The organism is Microbacterium candidum (assembly GCF_030315975.1).
Classification (GTDB): Bacteria; Actinomycetota; Actinomycetes; order Actinomycetales; family Microbacteriaceae; genus Microbacterium; species Microbacterium candidum.
The window spans coordinates 441,513-460,952 of the sequence record NZ_JASXSZ010000002.1 but is presented as its reverse complement, the minus strand read 5'-3'; the positions used below and the strand labels follow the sequence as shown (position 1 = coordinate 460,952).

At 69.3% G+C, this 19,440-nt stretch carries 20 protein-coding genes; 13 read left to right on the top strand and 7 right to left on the bottom strand.

The features are described 5' to 3' along the window. Positions 1-60 precede the first annotated feature (60 nt). From QSV35_RS08540 to QSV35_RS08530, 3 genes are read left to right on the top strand one after another with little or no spacing between them, the layout of a single operon-like run. Positions 61-822, top strand: coding sequence for an SDR family NAD(P)-dependent oxidoreductase (locus QSV35_RS08540; RefSeq protein WP_286288248.1), 762 nt, complete (start codon positions 61-63; stop codon positions 820-822). Between the two features lie 8 nt (positions 823-830). After that, entirely contained in the window at positions 831-1,658 is an 828-nt protein-coding gene (locus QSV35_RS08535) for an enoyl-CoA hydratase/isomerase family protein (protein ID WP_286288247.1), read from the top strand. A gap of 53 nt (positions 1,659-1,711) precedes the next feature. Next, positions 1,712-2,542, top strand: coding sequence for an SDR family oxidoreductase (locus QSV35_RS08530; protein ID WP_286288246.1), 831 nt, complete (start codon positions 1,712-1,714; stop codon positions 2,540-2,542). A gap of 1 nt (position 2,543) precedes the next feature. Here the strand turns inward: QSV35_RS08530 and QSV35_RS08525 are convergent, their stop codons facing one another. Continuing rightward, complete coding sequence (locus tag QSV35_RS08525) at positions 2,544-3,176, bottom strand: LysE family translocator (RefSeq protein WP_286288245.1); 633 nt, start codon at positions 3,174-3,176, stop codon at positions 2,544-2,546. An 86-nt stretch (positions 3,177-3,262) separates the two neighbouring features. Here QSV35_RS08525 and rlmN point away from each other — a divergent pair, with 86 nt between their 5' ends. From rlmN to QSV35_RS08500, 5 genes are all read left to right on the top strand, one after another. Then, the gene (gene rlmN / locus QSV35_RS08520) at positions 3,263-4,498 is read left to right on the top strand and encodes a dual-specificity RNA methyltransferase RlmN (RefSeq protein ID WP_286288244.1); all 1,236 of its coding nucleotides are present in this window, start codon (positions 3,263-3,265) and stop codon (positions 4,496-4,498) included. Between the two features lie 119 nt (positions 4,499-4,617). Continuing rightward, positions 4,618-5,685 (top strand): alpha/beta fold hydrolase, encoded by a 1,068-nt coding sequence (locus tag QSV35_RS08515; RefSeq protein WP_286288243.1) that lies wholly within the window; start codon positions 4,618-4,620, stop codon positions 5,683-5,685. Between the two features lie 57 nt (positions 5,686-5,742). Next, the gene (locus tag QSV35_RS08510; protein ID WP_286288242.1) at positions 5,743-7,272 is read left to right on the top strand and encodes a DUF4407 domain-containing protein; all 1,530 of its coding nucleotides are present in this window, start codon (positions 5,743-5,745) and stop codon (positions 7,270-7,272) included. A 37-nt stretch (positions 7,273-7,309) separates the two neighbouring features. Next, positions 7,310-8,317: an aldo/keto reductase family protein gene (locus QSV35_RS08505; protein WP_286288241.1), complete on the top strand. Its 1,008-nt coding sequence runs from the start codon at positions 7,310-7,312 to the stop codon at positions 8,315-8,317. A 14-nt stretch (positions 8,318-8,331) separates the two neighbouring features. Continuing rightward, entirely contained in the window at positions 8,332-8,790 is a 459-nt protein-coding gene (locus QSV35_RS08500; RefSeq protein WP_286288240.1) for an NUDIX hydrolase, read from the top strand. A 575-nt stretch (positions 8,791-9,365) separates the two neighbouring features. Here the strand turns inward: QSV35_RS08500 and QSV35_RS08495 are convergent. Together QSV35_RS08495 and QSV35_RS08490 are read right to left on the bottom strand one after the other, a co-directional pair. After that, positions 9,366-10,424 (bottom strand): hypothetical protein, encoded by a 1,059-nt coding sequence (locus QSV35_RS08495; RefSeq protein WP_286288238.1) that lies wholly within the window; start codon positions 10,422-10,424, stop codon positions 9,366-9,368. Next, on the bottom strand, positions 10,421-12,022 hold the full coding sequence (locus QSV35_RS08490; RefSeq protein ID WP_286288237.1) for a hypothetical protein: 1,602 nt from the start codon (positions 12,020-12,022) through the stop codon (positions 10,421-10,423). The genes QSV35_RS08495 and QSV35_RS08490 overlap by 4 nt, the downstream gene beginning before the upstream one ends. A 621-nt stretch (positions 12,023-12,643) precedes the next feature. Between QSV35_RS08490 and QSV35_RS08485 the strand changes: the two genes are divergently transcribed. Further along, positions 12,644-12,880: a hypothetical protein gene (locus QSV35_RS08485; protein WP_286288236.1), complete on the top strand. Its 237-nt coding sequence runs from the start codon at positions 12,644-12,646 to the stop codon at positions 12,878-12,880. After that, positions 12,877-13,221 (top strand): type II toxin-antitoxin system PemK/MazF family toxin, encoded by a 345-nt coding sequence (locus QSV35_RS08480; protein WP_286288235.1) that lies wholly within the window; start codon positions 12,877-12,879, stop codon positions 13,219-13,221. Before QSV35_RS08485 ends, QSV35_RS08480 begins: the two co-directional genes overlap by 4 nt. Positions 13,222-13,394: 173 nt before the next feature. On the opposite strand, the gene QSV35_RS08475 is transcribed toward QSV35_RS08480, so the two are convergent. Then, entirely contained in the window at positions 13,395-13,727 is a 333-nt protein-coding gene (locus QSV35_RS08475) for a hypothetical protein (RefSeq protein WP_286288234.1), read from the bottom strand. Between the two features lie 457 nt (positions 13,728-14,184). Here QSV35_RS08475 and QSV35_RS08470 point away from each other — a divergent pair, with 457 nt between their 5' ends. Next, a complete protein-coding gene (locus QSV35_RS08470; protein WP_286288233.1) occupies positions 14,185-14,532 on the top strand; it encodes a cupin domain-containing protein in 348 nt (115 codons plus the stop codon). 203 nt (positions 14,533-14,735) lie between these two features. Continuing rightward, positions 14,736-15,248, top strand: coding sequence for a DUF1990 family protein (locus QSV35_RS08465; RefSeq protein ID WP_286288232.1), 513 nt, complete (start codon positions 14,736-14,738; stop codon positions 15,246-15,248). A gap of 258 nt (positions 15,249-15,506) precedes the next feature. On the opposite strand, the gene QSV35_RS08460 is transcribed toward QSV35_RS08465, so the two are convergent. Genes QSV35_RS08460 through QSV35_RS08450 form a run of 3 tightly spaced genes read right to left on the bottom strand, consistent with a single transcriptional unit; the run spans position 15,507 to position 18,587 of the window. After that, on the bottom strand, positions 15,507-15,983 hold the full coding sequence (locus QSV35_RS08460) for a GbsR/MarR family transcriptional regulator (protein ID WP_286288231.1): 477 nt from the start codon (positions 15,981-15,983) through the stop codon (positions 15,507-15,509). Between the two features lie 25 nt (positions 15,984-16,008). After that, positions 16,009-17,619, bottom strand: a complete 1,611-nt coding sequence (locus tag QSV35_RS08455) for an ABC transporter permease (protein ID WP_286288230.1) — start codon at positions 17,617-17,619, stop codon at positions 16,009-16,011. Further along, a complete protein-coding gene (locus QSV35_RS08450; protein ID WP_286288229.1) occupies positions 17,616-18,587 on the bottom strand; it encodes an ABC transporter ATP-binding protein in 972 nt (323 codons plus the stop codon). The genes QSV35_RS08455 and QSV35_RS08450 overlap by 4 nt, the downstream gene beginning before the upstream one ends. A 180-nt stretch (positions 18,588-18,767) precedes the next feature. On the opposite strand from QSV35_RS08450, the gene QSV35_RS08445 reads away from it, so the two are divergent. Further along, entirely contained in the window at positions 18,768-19,400 is a 633-nt protein-coding gene (locus tag QSV35_RS08445; RefSeq protein ID WP_286288228.1) for a GntR family transcriptional regulator, read from the top strand. Positions 19,401-19,440 lie beyond the last annotated feature (40 nt).

Here is a 19,440-nt window from a genome sequence, read left to right as displayed (position 1 = left end):
CTGCTGACACTGAGTCCCGCCTAGACTGACACTGAATGTCATCCGTTCGAAGGAGAGCACATGGACATCGCAGGAGCCGCCGCCCTGGTCACGGGCGGTGCCAGCGGACTCGGCAAAGCCACGGCGACCCGTCTCGCGGCCGCCGGCGCCCGAGTGACGATCGTCGACCTGCCCAACTCGGCGGGCTTCGAGGTCGCCGGCGAACTGGGCGGCATCTTCGCCCCCGCCGACGTCACGAGCGCCGAGGAGGTCGCGCTGGCCGTGGATGCTGCATCCACCGCCGGTCCGCTGCGGGTCGTCGTGAACTGCGCCGGCATCGCTCCGCCCGCGAAGGTGCTCGACCGCGAGGGCAAGCCGTCGTCGCTCGCGGACTTCGAGCGCATCATCCGCATCAACCTGATCGGCACGTACAACGTCACCTCCCAGGCGGCCGCGTACATGGCCAGGACCGAGCCGACCGAGGGCGGCGACCGCGGCGTCATCGTCAGCACGGCGAGCGTCGCAGCGTTCGACGGACAGATCGGCCAGCCCGCGTACTCGGCGAGCAAGGGCGCCGTGCACGCGATGACCCTCCCGATCGCCCGCGAGCTCGCCCGCTACGCGATCCGCGTCTGCACGATCGCGCCGGGCATCATGGAGACCCCGATGCTGGCGGGTCTCCCGCAGGCGGCGCAGGACTCGCTCGGCCAGCAGGTGCCGTACCCGTCCCGCCTCGGCCGTCCTGACGAGTACGCGCAGATGGTGATGGCGATCGTCGAGAACGGCTACCTCAACGGCGAGACGATCCGCCTCGACGGCGCGATCCGGATGGCACCGAAGTGAGCCCCGACGTGAGCTCGGACGTGGGTTCCGGCCCGATCCTGCTGGCGGTCGAGGGCGGTCTCGCGCGGATCACACTCAACCGCCCGGCCCGGCTCAACGCGTTCAACGCCGAGACGGCGCACGTGTGGGCTGAGGTCACGACCGCGGCGACGACCCGCGGCGACGTCGGCGCGATCGTGCTGGATGCCGCAGGCCCGTCGTTCTGCGCGGGCGGCGACGTCCTCGACATGGCGCAGGACACGGGCTCCGGTGCCCTGCTCACGGAGCTCGCCGGCGTCATCAACATCGGCATCCGTGCGCTCACGGAGTCGTCGATCCCGGTCGTCGCCGCTGCGCACGGCACGACTGCGGGCGGCGGCCTCGGCATCATGATGTGCTCGGACTACGCGATCGTCGGTGCGAACTCGCGCATCGGCAGCCTGTACGCGAACATCGGTCTGACGCCCGACCTGTCGGTCTCGGCGCAGCTCGCCCACGCCGTCGGCCAGCGCCGCGCCCTCCAGCTCGTGCTGCAGGACCGGCTCCTGACGGCTCGGGAGGCCCTCGAGTGGGGGCTCGTCGCCGAGGTCGTGGAGGGATCCGACGCGGAATCGACGGCCGCCGCGGTCAGGGCGCGCGCTGACGAGGTGGCCCGCTTCTGGCTGTCGAACGCGTACGGCGCGTACGGGCAGGCGAAGCGCCTCGTCCGCTCGCAGCCGGCGCGCTCGTTCGCCGAGCAGCTGGTCGAGGAGGCGCGGACGATCGGCGAGGCGATCGAGACGCCCGACGCGAAGGCGCGCGTCGCGGGGTTCGCCGCCGCATCCGCCCGCCGTGCCAAGCCCGAGGAGAACGCGTGATCCCCACGCCCACTCCAGACGCCGCTGGCGCGTCGCCCGGAGCCTCCGGGCGCGTGGGCCCACTCTTCGGCAAGACCATCCTGATGTCCGGCGGCAGCCGAGGCATCGGGCTCGCGATCGCGCTGCGCGCGGCCCGCGACGGCGCGAACGTCGCCCTCCTTGCGAAGACCGACACCCCGCATCCCAAGCTCGAAGGCACCGTGCACACCGCCGCGCAGCAGATCCGGGATGCCGGCGGCAACGCGCTCGCGATCGTCGGCGACGTCCGCGACGACGACGACATCACGCGTGCGGTGCTCGAGACGAAAGGCGAGTTCGGCGGCATCGACGTCGTCGTGAACAACGCGTCGGTCATCGACCTGTCGGGCTCGCTCGATCTCGCCGCGAAGAAGTACGACCTCATGCAGGACGTCAATGTGCGCGGGACGTTCATGCTGTCGCGTGTGGCGCTCCCGGTCCTGCGGGAGGCGGAGAACCCCCACATCCTGTCGCTCTCCCCGCCGCTGAATCTCGACCCGAAATGGCTCGGCGCGCACACCGGGTACACGCTCGCGAAGTACGGCATGACGATGGCGACGCTCGGCATCGCGGCGGAGTTCGCGTCCGAGGGTGTCGCCGCCAACACGCTGTGGCCGCGGACGACGATCGCGACGGCGGCGGTGCTCTACTCCCTCGGCGGCGACCGGATGATGAAAGTCAGCCGGACACCGGAGATCTACGCCGACGCCGCGTACGAGGTCCTCCAGCAGCCGGCGCGAGAGTACACGGGGCAGACGCTCATCGTCGAGGACGTGCTGGAGGCGGCCGGCGTCAGCGATTTCTCGGGCTACGCCGCCGTGCCCGGCACACCCGACGGCGAGCTCTTCCCGGACATCTTCCTGTAGTTCAGGACTTGTTGCCGGTCAGCAGCAGGATGCCGCCGAGTCCGATCATCATCCCGCCGCCGGTCGCGGTCAGCCGCTCCATGCGCGTGGGGGAGCGGCCGAACCAATCCCGCGCACCGGCGGCGATGAGCGCCCACGTGCCGTCGGACAGCAGCGCGAGCACGAAGAACACGAGGCCGAGCTCCATCATCTGCATGGGCACCATGCCGGCGTGCAGGTCCACGAACTGGGGGAGCACCGCGATGAAGAACGCGATCGTCTTCGGGTTCGTGATGCCCACGATGAAGCCCTGACCCAGCTGCTTCCAGTGCGAGCGCGGCAGCACGGCGGTGCCGGCGGCGCGATCCTTCCGATGCCGGATCGCCTGGATGCCGAGGTAGGCGAGGTAGACGGCCCCGACGACCTTGATGATCGTGAAGAGGACGACGGACTCCGCGACGATCGCGCCGACGCCGAAGGCCACGGCGGCGATGATCGGCAGCAGCCCGAGCGCGTTGCCGAGGACGCTCAGGAGGCCCCCGATGCGCCCGAGGGCGAGGGAGCGACCGATCGTGAACAGCACGCTCGGGCCGGGGATGACGATCAGCACGAGCGCCGCCGCGGCGAACGCGAGAAGGCGGTCAGGTGGCACCATCGCGCCAGCATACGGCCGCGGGCCAGCAGTGCGGCGGGTCCGCGGCATCCTGCTTTCGCCCAGTGCCCGCCGGTAGCCTTGGATCCATGACCGACTCTCCCCGCAGCAGCACCACCCGTGTCACCCAGGTGCGGCCGAAGACCGAGGGCTGGTCGCAGAAGAAGGATGCCGACGGCCGCCCGCTGCTCCAGTTCGCGAGCCCGCGCCGCGGCAAGCCGCCGGTGCACCTCGCGGACCTGAAGCCCGAGGAGCGCGTCGAGAGGCTGAAGGAGCTCGGACTGCCGGGATTCCGCGCGAAGCAGCTCGAGAAGCACTACTTCACCCATTACGCGTGGGACGCCGCCGCGATGACCGACCTGCCCGCATCCGGCCGCGAAGAGCTCGTCGCGGGGCTCCTCCCGCCGCTTCTGACGGAGGTCAGGCGCCTGGAGACCGACCGCGGCGACACGATCAAGTTCCTGTGGCGCCTGCACGACGGCGCGCTCGTCGAGTCCGTCCTCATGCGCTACCCCGGCCGCATCACGCTCTGCGTTTCGAGCCAGGCCGGTTGCGGCATGAACTGCCCGTTCTGCGCGACCGGGCAGGCGGGCCTCACGCGCAACATGTCCGCCGCCGAGATCATCGACCAGGTCGTGCGGGCGAACGCGCTCATCCGCGCCGGCGGCCTCGGCGACCCGCGGGGTGTCGGGCACGAGGAGGAGCGCGTCACCAACATCGTGTTCATGGGCATGGGCGAGCCGCTCGCGAACTACGCCCGGGTCATGCAGGCGGTGCGCGTGATGACCGACAAGAAGCACGGCATGGGGATGAGCGCCCGCGGCATCACGGTGTCGACGGTGGGGCTCGTGCCGGCGATCAAGAAGCTCGCCGACGAGGAGATCCCCGTCACCTTCGCCCTGTCGCTGCACGCCCCGGACGACGAGCTGCGCGATGAGCTCATCCCGGTGAACTCGCGCTGGAAGGTCGACGAGGCGCTGGATGCGGCGCGCGCCTACTTCGAACGCACCGGCCGCCGCGTCTCGATCGAATACGCCCTCATCAAGGACATGAACGACCACGCGTGGCGCGCCGATCTCCTCGCCGAGAAGCTCAACGCCCGCGGCCGCGGGTGGGTGCACGTGAACCCCATCCCGCTCAATCCCACGCCGGGCTCCATCTGGACCTCGTCGGAGAAGGCCGTGCAGGACGAGTTCGTCCGCCGGCTCAACGACGCCGGCATCCCGACGACCCTCCGCGACACCCGCGGCAAGGAGATCGACGGCGCGTGCGGTCAGCTCGTCGCGACGACGGAGGACGAGGCCGCCGCAGCAGCCCTCGCCTGACGACCGCGTCCAGCGGTTTCGCCGACGATTCCGTGGCGCGGAACTGAAACATGAATTACCCTTCAGGTACGGCCGCATCCGTCGCTTCGGCGGAGCCGCCGCACGACGAAGGAGTCCACATGGCCAGCACGCTCTTCGACGGCATCACCGCCCGTCGTGTCCCGACGACCCGCTACACGGCGAATGTGCTCGAGCGTGCGGCCGAACATCCGACGGCGACGGTCGTCTTCGTGCACGGCAACGTGTCGTCGGCCGCGTTCTACCAGCCCTCGATGCTCGCGCTCCCGGCCGGCGTGCGGGCGCTCGCGATCGATCTGCGCGGATTCGGTGACAGCGAGACCAAGCCCGTCGACGCCGCGCGCGGGCTGCGCGACTTCGCCGACGACGTGCGTTCGGTGCTCGACGCCCTCGAGCTCGAACAGGTCCACCTCGTCGGCTGGAGCATGGGCGGCGGGGTCGTGATGCAGGTGGCGCTCGACGCCCCGGGGCGAGTGGCATCCCTGACCCTCGAGGCGCCGGTCTCGCCGTACGGCTTCGGCGGGACCCACGGCGCGGACGGCGTCCGCAACGACGCCGACGGCGCAGGCACAGGCGGCGGCGGGGCGAATCCCGACTTCGTCGCGCGACTGGATGCCGGCGATGCATCCGCCGACGCGCAGACGTCGCCGCGTACGGTGTACCGCAGCTCGTACGTCGCGAAGCCCGAGTTGCAGGCCGCGCACGAGGATGCGTGGGTCGCCTCCATGCTCACGACCAGGACCGGGCTGGACAACTACCCCGGGGACTCGGTCGTGTCGGAGAACTGGCCGGGCTTCGCCGCCGGCATGCGCGGGGTGCTCAACACGATGGCGCCCCAGCACCTCGACCTCTCCGGCATCGTCGACCTGGCGGTGAAGCCCCCGATCCTTTGGGTGCACGGCGGGAAGGACGCCATCGTCTCGGACGCGTCGTTCTTCGACCTCAATCAGCTGGGGCTCCTCGGGATCATCCCGGGCTGGCCGGGCGCCGAGGTCGCGCCCCCGCAGCCCATGGTCACGCAGACCCGTGCCGTGCTCGACCGGTACGCCGCGAACGGCGGTTCGTATCGCGAGGTGAGCCTCCCGGACGCCGGCCACGCGCCGCATCTCGACGAGGCCGAGACGTTCGATCGGGAACTCGCCGCGCACATCGGGATCCCCTCAACCTGAGAGCCCGCATAGGGGTTGTCCACGGGACGTCCAGGCGGCTCTTCGTAGCGTGGAGGGATGGAGTACTCCGCGCATCGCCCGGGCCGCATGGACTCGCAGGGCCGGATCCAGTTCGAACTCGACGAGCCGATCGACGGCGAGGACGACGGTTTCGACTTCCTTCGGGCCTTCGATCCTGAGGCCTCCGTCAGGCCCGTTCCGGACGCCCCGACGGTGCCGATCGCTCCCGAACCTCCGGCGCTCGCGGAGCCGGCGGGAGACCCGCATCCCCTCCAGGCGGAGCCCGCGCGTGAGCCCAAGCCGAAGCGCGAGCGTACGCCGCGCATCCCGGGCTCGCGGCTGCGCAAGCTCGCGATCCTCGGCGGCGCGGACGGCCCCATCCTCGATCGCGTCCCGGGCGAGACGCCGAAGTTCGTGCAGATGTTCTTCGTGCTGCTCGGCACGGCCGTCGTCTCGGCGATCTCGATGCTCTTCGCTCTCACCACGGGCGCGCAGGCGGCGATCTGGCTCGCCATCCCGATCGCCCTCGTCTGGGCGCTCCTCATCTTCAACCTCGACCGATTCCTCACCTCGACCATGACGTCGACGCGCAGCGTCGGCAAGCTCATCGGCCTCGCGATCCCCCGCGTCCTCATGGCGGCGCTCATCGGGTTCGTCGTCGCCGAGCCCGTCGTGCTGCAGGTCTTCCACAACGACATCGCGCGCGAGGTCGCCTCGACGAACATCGTGCAGTCGCAGGCGGACCAGACGGCGCTCGACAAGGGGCCGGAGAAGAAGGCGATGGATGCCGCGTCCAAGCGCGTCGCCGCCCTCGAGCAGCAGGCGAAGACCGGCATCGTTGCGGGCACGTCCGGTGCCTCGGCCTCCCAGTCCGCCGCGCAGTCGAACGTCGACGACCTCACCAAGAAGATGGCCGATCAGCAGAAGGTCATCGACGACGCGCGCGCCCTCTACCAGTGCGAGCTGACCGGTCAGGGTGCCGGGACCGTGCCCGGCTGCACCGGAGTGAAGGGCAAGGGCGCGAGCTCGTCGGCGGCGCAGGCGCAGCTCGCGCAGGCGCAGCAGACGTACGATGCCCTGGCCGCGCAGCTGCGCGACGCGAACGCGTCGCTCGACGCCGCCACCACCGCGGAGAAGAACCAGACCAGCGCGTCCGAGTCGCAGAACCGTGCGGCGGCCAAGAGCCAGCTGCCGACCGCGCAGAAGCAGTACGACGCGGCCCTCGCTGCCTACAACGCGCGAGCGGATGCGGTCGCCCAGGGCAATGCGGGGGCCGTCGGCATCCTCAGCCAGATCAACGGCCTCACGACCCTCGGTGAGAAGCAGCCCGCCATCCTGTGGGCGCACTGGATGATCGCGTCCCTGTTCTTCATGATCGAGCTGCTGCCCGTCCTCGTGAAGGTGCTGACGAGCTTCGGCGAGCCGAGCCTGTACGAGCAGACCGCCGGCATCCGCAAGCAGGTCGACCTCGACCGTGTGAGCGCGGAGGGCTTCCGCGATCGCGCGGCCATCGTCACGACGGCCGCCGAGAGCCCCGCGTTCGCGGCGCCCGTGGCGCCGGCCGCCGCATCCGCCGATCCGGCCTGAGCGGGCGCGACCTCCCGCCGCCCGTTAGCGTGGAGGCATGAAGTATCGCCACCTCGGTAACAGCGGCCTGAAAGTCTCGGAGATCACGTACGGGAACTGGGTGACGCACGCGTCCCAGATCGACGACAGCGCGGCGATCGCGACCGTCCACGCGGCGCTGGATGCCGGCATCACGACGTTCGACACCGCCGACACGTACGCGAACACCGCCGCCGAGGTCGTGCTCGGCAAGGCCCTCGCCGGCCAGCGCCGTGAGTCGCTCGAGATCTTCACGAAGGTGTACTGGCCCATCGGCCCGAAGGGCGCGAACGACGCCGGCCTCAGCCGCAAGCACATCTTCGAGGGCATCGACGGGTCGCTGCGCCGTCTCGGGGTCGACTACGTCGACCTGTACCAGGCCCACCGGTTCGACTACGAGACGCCGCTCGAGGAGACCTTCCTCGCGTTCGCGGACATCGTCCGGCAGGGCAAGGCGCTCTACATCGGCGTCTCGGAGTGGACCGCCGATCAGCTGCGCGCGGGCGCCGAGCTCGCCCGCGAGCTGAAGGTCCCGTTCATCTCGAACCAGCCGCAGTACTCGATGCTGTGGCGAGTGATCGAGGAGAAGGTCGTCCCCACGAGCGAGGAGCTCGGGCTTTCTCAGATCGTGTGGTCGCCGATGGCGCAGGGCGTGCTGTCCGGCAAGTACCTCCCCGGTCAGCCGGTGCCCGAGGGGTCGCGTGCGACCGACGAGAAGAGCGGCGCGCACTTCATCCAGAGGTTCCTGCGCGACGACGTCCTGACCGCCGTGCAGCAGCTGCAGCCCATCGCCGACGACCTCGGGCTCACGATGCCGCAGCTGGCGATCGCGTGGGTGCTGCAGAACCCGAACGTCGCCGCCGCGCTCGTCGGCGCATCCCGTCCTGAGCAGATCGCGTCGAACGTCGCAGCATCCGGTGTCGTCCTCGAGGCGGACGTCCTCGCGGCCATCGATGTCGCGCTCGGCGACGTCGTCGTCCGCGACGCCGCGCTCACCGACGAGGTCTCCCCGAAGACGCGGCCCTGAGGCCGGGCGGACCCATGGTGACGAGCGCGGGCATCCTCCTGTACCGGCGGGCGCCGGCGCTCGAGGTGCTCATCGCGCACATGGGCGGGCCGTTCTGGGCCCGCAAGGACGCCGGCGCGTGGTCGCTCCCGAAGGGTGAATACGACCCGGCGGACGAGGAGCCGTGGGATGCGGCGGTCCGCGAGTTCCACGAGGAGCTGGGCGTCGCTCCGCCCGACGCGCGTGCGCTCGACCTCGGCGTGTTCACGGTCTCGTCGTCGAAGAAGCTCGCTGTCTACGCGCTGGACGGCTCCGGGTGGGAGCCCGGGCCGTTCGCGTTCGGCGAGTTCGAGCTGGAGTGGCCGCCCCGCTCGGGGAAGCTGGAGCGCTTCCCCGAGGTCGATCGCGCCGAGTGGTCGACGATGGATGCGGCGCGCATCCGTCTTGTGAAGGGCCAGCTCCCCATCCTCGACGTGCTCGAGCGCCTCGTCTGACGCGTGGCCGGCGTCCGCGACACCGCCGGGTTGCGATGATCGCGGGGTGGCGACGATCAGCCCGTGGTCCTGGTGCTCAGCAAGCCCGAGGAATGGTCTCTTCGCTACGAGAGCATCGAGTCGGCTATTCGCGCCATAGCGCCGCGTGCCCGACGGCGATCGTGGCACTCTCCCGAGTTCCAGCTGCGCGGCGGCGTAGTCATATGACTCCGAATTCACTCAAGAATCGACCGAGAAGAGAGGCACGCACCGAAGCGCGTCCGAATCTCCACATCATCAAGAACAACGCGAGCAGTCGCCCGATTGCTCCGGAATACGAGCGGATGGGGGCTGGCCGGGTGTTCTTCACCCATCTGCACGTCGCAGCCTCGTGTGCCTGCACCGACACACTGCTGGCATCGGCAGTTCGAATGCCAGCTCGAGCCCGAACGGTGGATCGGGGGCGCTCGTGCGGCGTAGAGACGACGATTTCACCACGCGCGGTATCGGACGGATCCGCGAGGTCCCGGCCCCCTGGCGGGGTGAACGGACTCGACCCGCGGCGGCGGCGACTGATCCATGACCTCCCCGCTGAGTCAGCTCTCGTCGACCGGCTGGGGATCGTCCCCGGCGGGTTCGGCGTCGCCGGGCGCGGCTTCAAGGTCGGTGGCCGGTGCGATGGCGTACGGGCTCGGCGGCACGACCGCGGATGTCGTGGTCGTCGCGGATGCTGCGGTTGTCGCCTCGTGCGGCACCGCATGCGTGGGCTGAGCCTGGCGCCGCGCGAAGAACCGGTTCGCGACGGGCACGAAGAGGAGGACGGTCGCGGCGATCAGGAACAGGAAGAACAGGGCGGTGTACCAGGGGATGGTCCAGCTGAGGAGCGGCTCCACGACGAGACCGAGCAGAAGCGTGACGCCGCTCCCCACGGTGAGGACGATCCGCGCGACGCGACTACCGTGTCCGAGACTCGGAGTGAAGACGGCCGCCACGACGGCGAAGGCGAGGTCGAGCGCGTCCCCCCACCACACGTTGACGAGGATCCCGACCCCGTATTGCGCGACCTCGACGATGTCCTGGATGACGAACGCGAACTGCGCGAGGACGATCACCCACCACATCCAGAACGCGACCGTCACGATGAGAGGCCGTCGCGTCACGGGTGCGGCAGTGTCGAGGGCAGCGTCGGGGACGCCCGCATCCGTCGCCCCCGCGAACCAGTGGTTCGACGACGGCACGAACATCAGCACGACGGCGGCGATCGTGACAGCGACCACCAGACCGAATGCGGTGAGGAGCGCCGCCGGGTTTCCTTCCATGGTGGTAGGCAGCAGGGCCAGAGCCGCCGCGATGAGGAAGCCGACCACGGTCAGCACGATCCGTGCTGCGCGCATGCCCCGGCGCATGGGGAACAGGAATGCGATCTCGACACCGCACACCACGGGCAGGAGAAGGGCGGACGGGCCGTCGTTCAGGAGGACGTCCCAGGCGGGACCGCCGATCCGCGCGGCCTCAGAGAAGGTCAGGAGGATGTACGCGAGCCCGATCAGCTGCCAGGTGATGGGCGCCCACCACAGATAGAACGCCACCACCACGGTGCGGGGCGGGCGTGCGGGTGCGGTCGCGGTGATCGCGGGAGCCATGGGTGCGGTCATGGTGCGGGCGTCCCCCAGTACCAGGGTTCGACGGTTCCGTCGGGGAGCGTGAGGTCGATCTCGTATCGGCCGGTGGAGATCGTGCTCGCCGGCACGTCGAAGATCTCCCAGTAGCTCCACGTCCCGTCCGCGTTGGGGTTCTGCACCTTGGTGAGCGTCGGATACCCGGGGATCGAGACGTCGATGCTCTCGACGCCGTTCAGGTTCGCCGGGGTCGACCAGTATCCGCCCGGATACTCGACCCCGTTCGCATCCGTGATCGCACTCGCGTCGATCTCCCGGGAGGTGACCGGTACCGCGAGGTACGCCCCCTGCTTCGGGGCAGCTGCACCGCCGGCCTTCGCCGCGGCCGTGATGTCCTTCGGCGCGCCGACGATGAAGGTCAGCGCATCCTTCCCCGTGCGCACCGCCTTCATCGTCTGGGCCGAGCCGTAGGGAAGTGGATGCGACGGCGACGAGCCGGTCGCCGAGTCGTCGGGGACGTACACGTCGACCGACGTGCTCGCCGACGGATCCGGCGCGGGACCCACCGGTACCGGTGTGGAAGGGCCGCCGGTGTCCGAGGGTGCGGGCGTCGCAGCGGGTGCTGAGGGCGACGCTTCCGGTGCCGCGAGGACCGGCCCTGACGAATGCGCACCCCAGTAGACCTCGGACGGATCCGCGTTGTTGGACGGCAGCTGCGTGATCCCGAATGCACCGTGCGCAGCCGCATCCGGGGTGATGTCGAAGATCACGAAGTACGTGACCGTGCCGTCGCCGTTGTCCCGTCCGCCCTGTGCGCCTCCCGGGTAGTCCGGGAGCGCGAGCGCGATGTCTGCGGTCTCGCCTCCGCGACCGCCGCCGGAGGCCCAGAACGCCTGCGCCTTGAGCGGATCGGAGCACGACATCGCTGATTCGTCGACCTTGCCGCGCGTCACAGGGACGGCGAAGTAGGTTCCGCTGCGCGGGAGTCGTGCGCCCGCTGTGAGCGCGATCGCGGTGACGTCGACCGGCTTGTCGACGGTGAAGGTCGTCCACGGCTGGTTCTGCATGCCGCTGGATTCGGCGATCGTGCTGCCGTAGGGGATGGGCGCATCCGGTGACCAGCCGGCCGAGCCCTGCAGTCCGGACGTCGAGAACGGGCACGCGTAGCCGTAGGCATGGACCGCGAGATCAGGGAGAGGGATGAGGGATGTGGCCGCCAGGATCCCGGTCGCAGCGGCCACCCCGACGACTGATCCGATGAGCCCCCGCCGCCGCGCCCGGCGCTCGAGGAGCACGGCTCCGCACACGACCGCGACCGCGCAGGCGGCGAGTGCGAGCCACGGCACGAACGGCGAGGCGACGCCGATCGACAGGTCGATGTCCGTCAGCGCGACGGAGACGACGGATGCGACGAGCCCGATCGCCGCGGAGACGATCGTGACGGTGAGGAGCGCCCGGCCGCCGCGGACCGGCTCAGGAGGAGTCGGCGGTGGCGTCAGCGCGACGCCGCCGAGGGGCGGGCCGGCGGACGGTACGTCAGGACTGGCATCGGGGAGCGGACTTCCAGGCGCGACGAACGGACTGGAGCCGGGTCCGTACGGACTCGGCCCTTCCGGCGATGTCGATGCATCCATGACCGCGGCTCCCCAGATCGCGTCTCGCAGATGATGTGAGCACAGATTACGCCCGCTTTTGTCGATGCACGAGATGTATTCGCCCGTGCCGTGCCAGACGACGTGCTGGATGACCCCGAGTTCGTATCCCGTCGCGAGCGGATGTGGACCGCGCCCATCACGGGTCCGCGCTACTCGACAACGACGATTGTGATGTTCTTGGCTCGGGCCATGACTGGGAGGCCACCACCGGGCTCGATGACGTCGCGACGCTTCGCGTACTTGGCGATGTTCAACTGCGTCTGAGCCGTGTGATACTTCGCGACGGGCGTTGACGGATCCTCTTCTGACGTCGCCACGGGCGAATGTGCGGTCTGCTCGGCGTGCCAGTACGTCCGTCGTGACTCCGACTCTCGATCGTGTCGGCAGGACTGACCTCCACTACGCAGCGCTGGGGGGACGGCTCGGCCATGTCGAAGCCGCGATCAAAGTAGGCGACGACGTCAATCTGGCGGATACCTCCGGGTTCACTCAGCTGCACTTCGCGGCCCAAGGTGGCCATGCGGGGATCGTTGAGCCGGACGTCGGTAGAGCAGCCACGAATGTGGAATCGTTCTCCGTGCAGGTCGGTATACTCCTGGTATGACTACCACGATCAAGGTGAGCGATGAGCTTCGCGACCGCCTCAAGGCGCAAGCAGGGCGTGAGGGATTGACGCTCGGCGCTCACCTTGCTCGCCTGGCAGATGCTGAAGACCGCCGGCTGCGGCTGCAGTCGCTGAAGACGGCGATCGCCCGGACTTCGCCCGCGGATGTGGCCTCGCATTCCGCGGAGTCGGCGCAGTGGGAACGGACTGAACTGACAGACTCCGTGGCGTGACCGACCTTGAGCTTGCACCGGGCGTCATCGCCTGGGCATCGCTGGAACCCGTGCGCGGTCGTGAGCAGGGTGGCCACCGCCCGGTCCTGATCGTCGCCTCTGCCGGTTACCTCGACGCGGTCACCACCCTCGTGATCGCGTTGCCGATCACCACCAGTGATCGTGGCTGGCCCAACCACATCCGCGTTGACGGGCCGAATGACCTGGACCGGGCCTCCTGGATCATGACCGAGCAGCCCCGTACGCTATCTCGCGACCGCCTCACCGGCACCGCCGGCATTGTCAGCACCGGATGCCTTGCATCCGTCAGAGCCTGGCTCGGCGACTTCCTCGACCTCTGACCCATGGCGTGCATGCCCATGCCCAACGGTGCGACGCACGCTGACCGATCGGCTTTCGCGTGGCGATGCGGTCCGTCGGTGGCTGCCTGGGCAGCACCCCTCGGCCGGAACGCGAAGGAACCTCCATCATCGGAAGACCTCGACCTCCACCGGGGTGACCACCCGCCCCACTGTTACGGGCGGCACGTACCGCCCGGCTCGCAGCCACCGCCCGACCCGCTGCCGGCTCCTTGCGGCATGACGAGTCCTATCAGAACGTACGCGCATGCCCCGATCACGACGGCGATGCCGACTGCGAGAACCACACGGGTCCACGTTCTACCACGGAAGGCCACGGCGGCGATCCCGCCCACCGCAGTCAGGATCCCGCCGGCGAGCATGACGCTGAAGGGGCCGAAGATCGAACCAAAGAATCCGGCAACGACACCCAGGACGACGGCGATGCCCACGCCGAGCCGGGCGCGGACGCCACGTCGTTCGGGCTGACCGTCAGTGATCGAACCCACGAGCCCACCGTAACCCTGGCGACCCGAGCGGGTCCATCGTTAGACGTCATACAGAACGAGCCTGGACGATGGTGCCTGTCTGGTGACCGACGCCATTGAGCGGTGACGCTCACTGGTCGATGTCTGGCAATTGCGCTGTTCGCATCGAGGCGAACGGGAAGATCGGGCAGCTCCTTCCCGACCCGAAGCTCATCCTGGGGTTCAGACGGGCCTGGGGCTATCTACTGACGTCGTGCGACGTCCCGCTTGCCACGGTCTACTGGGCCACCACGACTCGCTGAGGCTCCGCACCCCGTACGGAATTTCGTCTCGGCCTCGAATCTCATGCCGGCAGGCCCCCGGTTGGCGCCACTCCTCGTTGTTCGGCACGCCGACGGATCCACCTGCGGTCGGGCTACTGGCGGCGTCGGTGTGACGTATTCCTGATCGGTCACGACGGCTGTGACACGATCGAGACGTGAGCCAGGACCCGGTGGAACGTGTGACGCTCAGCAGACTTCAGCTCCCTGCGCACACGAGCTTTGCAACGATGGAAGTCCGACGGATCAGGATCGCCGCGAACGTCCATCCCGGAGCGCATTGGCACAACGGGCCCGTCTTCGGTGTCATCGAGTCCGGTTCGGTGTATTTCCAAGTAAGTGGCGAGCAGGAGTCCATCCTCCGGGCCGGGGACACTTTCTACGAGCCAGCCAATGAGACCATTGCCAGGTTTGACGCCACCGAAGAGGGCGTCACCTTCATCGGGTGGTTTCCCCTGCCCGCCGGAGTCGACGCCGAGCTGACGATGGGCAGCTTCCCGGTCTGAGGCGGTTCTCACCGGCTCCGCGCAGCCGTCGCGGCGAGCCCAACTTCCTGGCAGCAGCGCATGCTGAACGGATGTTCCCAACCGGATCCCGTCCGAATACTCGCCCTGGGGCACGCAGTCGGCTCGCTGACTCGATGCCCCGCACCCACGGATGCGACGGGGACGGCTCGGGGGCGTCGCACGTGGGGTGAAATGATCGGGTCATGGCGCTCAGGCAGAACACTTCACTGACGGAGATCTCCGCGGCGCAGTGGAGCCTCCAGCCGTCACCCGGTCGCTTATGGGAAAAGACTGTCGCGCTGGGGCGAGGTGACTCCCTGTGGGATTGGGCCACGACCGAGACCCTGTGCTGGGGCGTGAAGACTCGAAGTGGCTTCTCGGTCGAGCCGGCAAGAACAGTGGCACGGGGGGACCGACCCGTAATAGCTGTTCACGCGCTCGGCATCACGATTCTGGAGCCCGTTGAAGTGGTTGATGTGGTCCGGACCGGCGACCGCGTCGGATTCGCATACCGGACGCTACCTGGCCACCCCGTCACCGGCGAGGAAGCGTTTATCGTCCACCGCGAGAACGGTGTCGTCAGGCTCACCATACGATCGGTCACTCGCCCCAGTCGAACTCTGCACTGGCGTGCGCTTTTCCCCCTGCTCCTGATCGCGCAGCGTGTCGCGCGACGACGGTACATGCGGGCGCTGAAGATCCCTACCGAGCGCTGAACGATCCGCTTACGGGCACGTCGCATGCGGAGGCGTCCGCCACGTCGGGACAAACAACACCGGCCGCCTGGGCACGGACAAGGGGCAGCCTGCTTGGCGGCCCACTCCGGACACACCGCAGTCTGTGAGCCGGACCGGGCGGACATCCCTGGGCGTCCCGCACAACGGGCACCGGCGAGACGAAACGCGGCGAGCTGATCTCGTTGGATTGGCACGTTTCGTCTCGGTCGTTCCTCCCTCGCTCAACGACCAGGGGAGTCAGGCGTCGACGCCGAAGTCGCCTGAGGTGCGGATGTCCTCCCATTCGGCGACGAGCTCCGGCATCCGCTTCGCCATGAACCGGAGGAAGCCCGACATGCTGGCCGCCCGCTCGACGGCGACCTCGTCGTCCGCGATCTCGCCGGAGATCCGGTCGACGTGGTCGGCCATCTGCAGGTAGACGGGGATGTTCCCGATGATGACCGAGTGGAACGCGTCGACCACGACGTCGTACCGGTCGCGCCGATGCCCCGGCGTCGGCATCCGGCGGATGAAGTGCGCGTCCTGCAGGTACCGGACGGCGCCGGAGACCGCCCCGGCGCTGACGCCGAGGCGGTCTGCGAGCTCCGCCGCCGTATAGCCGCCGGCGGGAGCTGCGAGCAGGGCCATGAGGGTGCGCGCGGGCATCCGCGGCATGCCCGCCGCCGTCATCATCGCTGCCGCCTGCTCGGCGGCATCGACTCCGCGGTGCTCCATGGTTCCCCCAGACTGTCTGTCTACGCTACCCGTCCGACGCCAGCTCGCGACGCCGCATGAGGGTGAGGGATGCCGCGGCCCCCACCGCGACCGCCAGCACCAGCCACCACATCCCGCGGAGGTCGACGTCACCGTTCGAGACGACCGGCGAGACCGCGAACGGGGAGAACTTCGTCGTCCATTCCGGCAGCCCGAACAGCGGGCCGAACAGGCCGAACATGGTCGCCAGCAGCAGGAGCGACCACGCGATGGCGATCGTTCCGCGCGGGAACAGGACGAACACGAGCGCCGTCAGGACGGTGAACACGCACGCGGCGAGCGCCTGCCCCAGGCCGACGACCAGCACGACGTGCGACAGGGACGACGCATCCTTGTTCCCCGAGAGCCCGGCGTACGCGGCGAGCATGGCCGCGGCGACCGTGATGAGGATCGCGAACGTCGCGACCAGCATGTAGTCGAGCAGCCACATGACGCGATCCACCGGACGCGCCAGCACGTTCTCCGCGGTGCCGTGCGCCTCCTCCTGGCGGGCGCGAGCGACGATCTGCACCGCGGCGCACGCGGCGAGGATGCCGAGCATCGTGAAGAACACCGAGACGACGGTCTCCTCGAGGTTCCCGGCCTTGCCGATCTTGTCGAGGATCTGCTGCACGGCGGGGTTCTGCCCGGCCACCTGCCCGGCGAGGCCGCTGAGCTTCGTGGCGAGGATGCCGGTGAGCGCTCCGCCGATGGCCCAGCCGATAATCCCGCCGTTCGTCAGCCGCCACACGAGCGCGTGCGGGGTGGACAGTGCGGGTCGCGCGAAGGTGCGCCCGGCACGAGCGGGGACGAACCCCTCGCCCATGTCGCGGACCGACTGCAGCGCCGTCGCGACGATCGCGAGGGCGACGCCGAACGCGAGGCCGAGGACGGCGGGCCACCAGTCGTTCGTGTCGTAGGGACGGGCCTGCTGCGCCCAGCCGAACGGCGAGAGCCACACGAGCCACGAGCTCGAGATGCGCGTCAGGTCGTTGCTCGGCGTGCCCGCGACGTTGCCGATCCCGTTGATGAGGAACGTCGCGACGAGGATCCAGACCGTGAGCGAGTTCGCACCGCGCGACGTGCGCATGAGCTGCGCCGCCATGAGGCCGATGCCGAGGAAGGCGATGCCCGTGGTCGCGGACACCGCACCCATGAGCCAGGAGCCCTCCGCATCCAGTTTCGATCCGATGAGGGCCGCGGCGACGAGCACCCCGAGCACGACGTTCGCCATGACGCCGTGGATGAGCGTCGCGACGGTCGGCAGCGAGCGGCCCGCGGGCGTCGCCGCGACGAGCTCGGAGCGGCCTGCCTCCTCATCGCCGCGCGTGTGGCGCACCGCGAGGAAGATGCTCATGAACGCGGCGAGCATCGTGAGCCACGGCAGGATCTCGAACGCCACGAACTGGCCCTCCGAGGCGCCGGAGGGCAGACCGCGGAACATCATGATGACGGGGTTCGCCATGACGGCGGCGAGCACCTGTACGCGGTCGGTGTGGGTGCCGTACGACTGGGTGACCCCCGCGTAGCCGGAGAACGCCAGCAGGACCGTGCCGAGGATCCAGAGGAGCAGCTGCAGCCAGTCGCGGCGCAGCCGCTGCCGGAGCAGTGCGCTCATCTCGACTCCTTCACGGCGACCCGGCGCGAGGCGCGCGTGCCGTCTTCCTCTTCGGCGGCGCGCAGCGCCGCGAGATCGTCGCCGTAGTGACGCAGGAACAGCTCCTCGAGCGAGGGCGGCTCGATCCGGAGCCCCGTGACGTTGCGCTGCGCCAGCAGTGGCAGGACGGCCGGAATCGCGTCGCTGTCGACGGTGAACCGGGCGCGGCCCTCTTCGATCGAGCCGTCGTGCGCCTGCGGGATGCCGGCGAACGCCGAGTCGTCGACGGCCTCGAACGACACCTCGGTGCGGGTGAGGTGGCGGAGCTCCGCGAGCGTGCCGGACTCCACGACCTTCCCCGCGCGGATGATGCTGACCCGGTCGCACAGGAGCTCGACCTCGGAGAGGATGTGGCTCGAGAGGAGGATCGTGGCGCCGGCCTTGCGCAGGCGCTCGACCTCGTCGCGGAACACGACCTCCATGAGCGGGTCGAGACCGCTCGTCGGCTCATCGAGGATGTAGAGGTCGGCGGGGACGGCGAACGCCGCGATGAGCGCGACCTTCTGCCTGTTGCCCTTCGAGTACGCGCGCCCCTTCTTGCGCGGATCGAACTGGAACGCGGCCATGAGCCGCTCCCGTTCGACGCGGTACGCCGCATCCTTCGTCTTCACGCCGCGCAGGCGCGCGAGGAAGTCGATCGCCTCGCCGCCGGAGAGGTTCGGCCAGACGCTGACGTCGCCGGGGACGTACGCGATGCGCTTGTGCAGGCGCGGCGCGTTGTGCCACGGCTCCTCTCCGAGGACGTTCACCTCCCCGCCGGTCTTGCGGGCCAGGCCCAGGAGGATGCGGATGGTCGTGGTCTTCCCGGCGCCGTTGGGCCCGAGGAATCCATGCACCTGACCGTCGTCGACCGTGAGATCGAGGCCGTCGAGTGCGTGCACACGGCCGTAGTGCTTGGTGAGTCCGCTCGTGCGGATGACTGTGGTCATGAACGTGAGAGTACACCGATTTCAGGAACTTGTGAAAGTTCTAAACGAAATCCTTACGGGTGCGTTTCGACGTCGGCCGATATGTCGCATCTGTATACGGTCCGGGCCAGATCGCCCCTCAAATGGCATTCAGGAGTGAGATGTGTATACACTGACGTCGGTGTGAATAGGGGGGTGCACATGAGGGCGAGCGACCGCACGTACCGCGCGCTCCTCGACGAGATCCAGTCCGGCGCGCTCGCGCCCGGGGCCGCCCTCGCCGAGGTCGAGCTCGCGGCGCGCCTCGGCGTCAGCCGCACGCCCGTCCGCGAAGCGCTCGGACGCCTCGCCGCCGACGGCCTCGTCATCGAGATCTCGCCGCGGCTCACGGTCGTCGCAGACCTCGCCGCGGACGACATCCGCGACCTGTTCGAACTGCGGCGCGCGCTCGAGGAGACCGCCGTCCGCATCGCGGCGACCCGAGGGGATGCGGCAGCCTTCGCCGCGCTCGCGTCCGCCTTCGCCTCGACGGACCTCGGCGCCGCGGACGACTACTACGCCCTCATCGCCGACTTCGACGCTCAGGTGGATGCCGCGGCATCCAACGCGTACCTCGCCGCCGCCCTGCGTACCGTCCGCACCCACCTCGTGCGCGTCCGCCGACTCGCGCGCGACAAGCCCGAGCGGCTCGCCGCGTCCGTCGCGGAGCACCGCCTCATTGCGCAGGCGATCGCGACGCGCGACGCTGATCTCGCAGCCCATGCGACGCACGTGCACCTGCACAACGCGCTCGCGAGCATCCTCGACGCCCCGGCCATCGAGACCACCCCCTGACCCGCCCGACATCCGCCGAAGACAAGCTCGAAGAACGAAG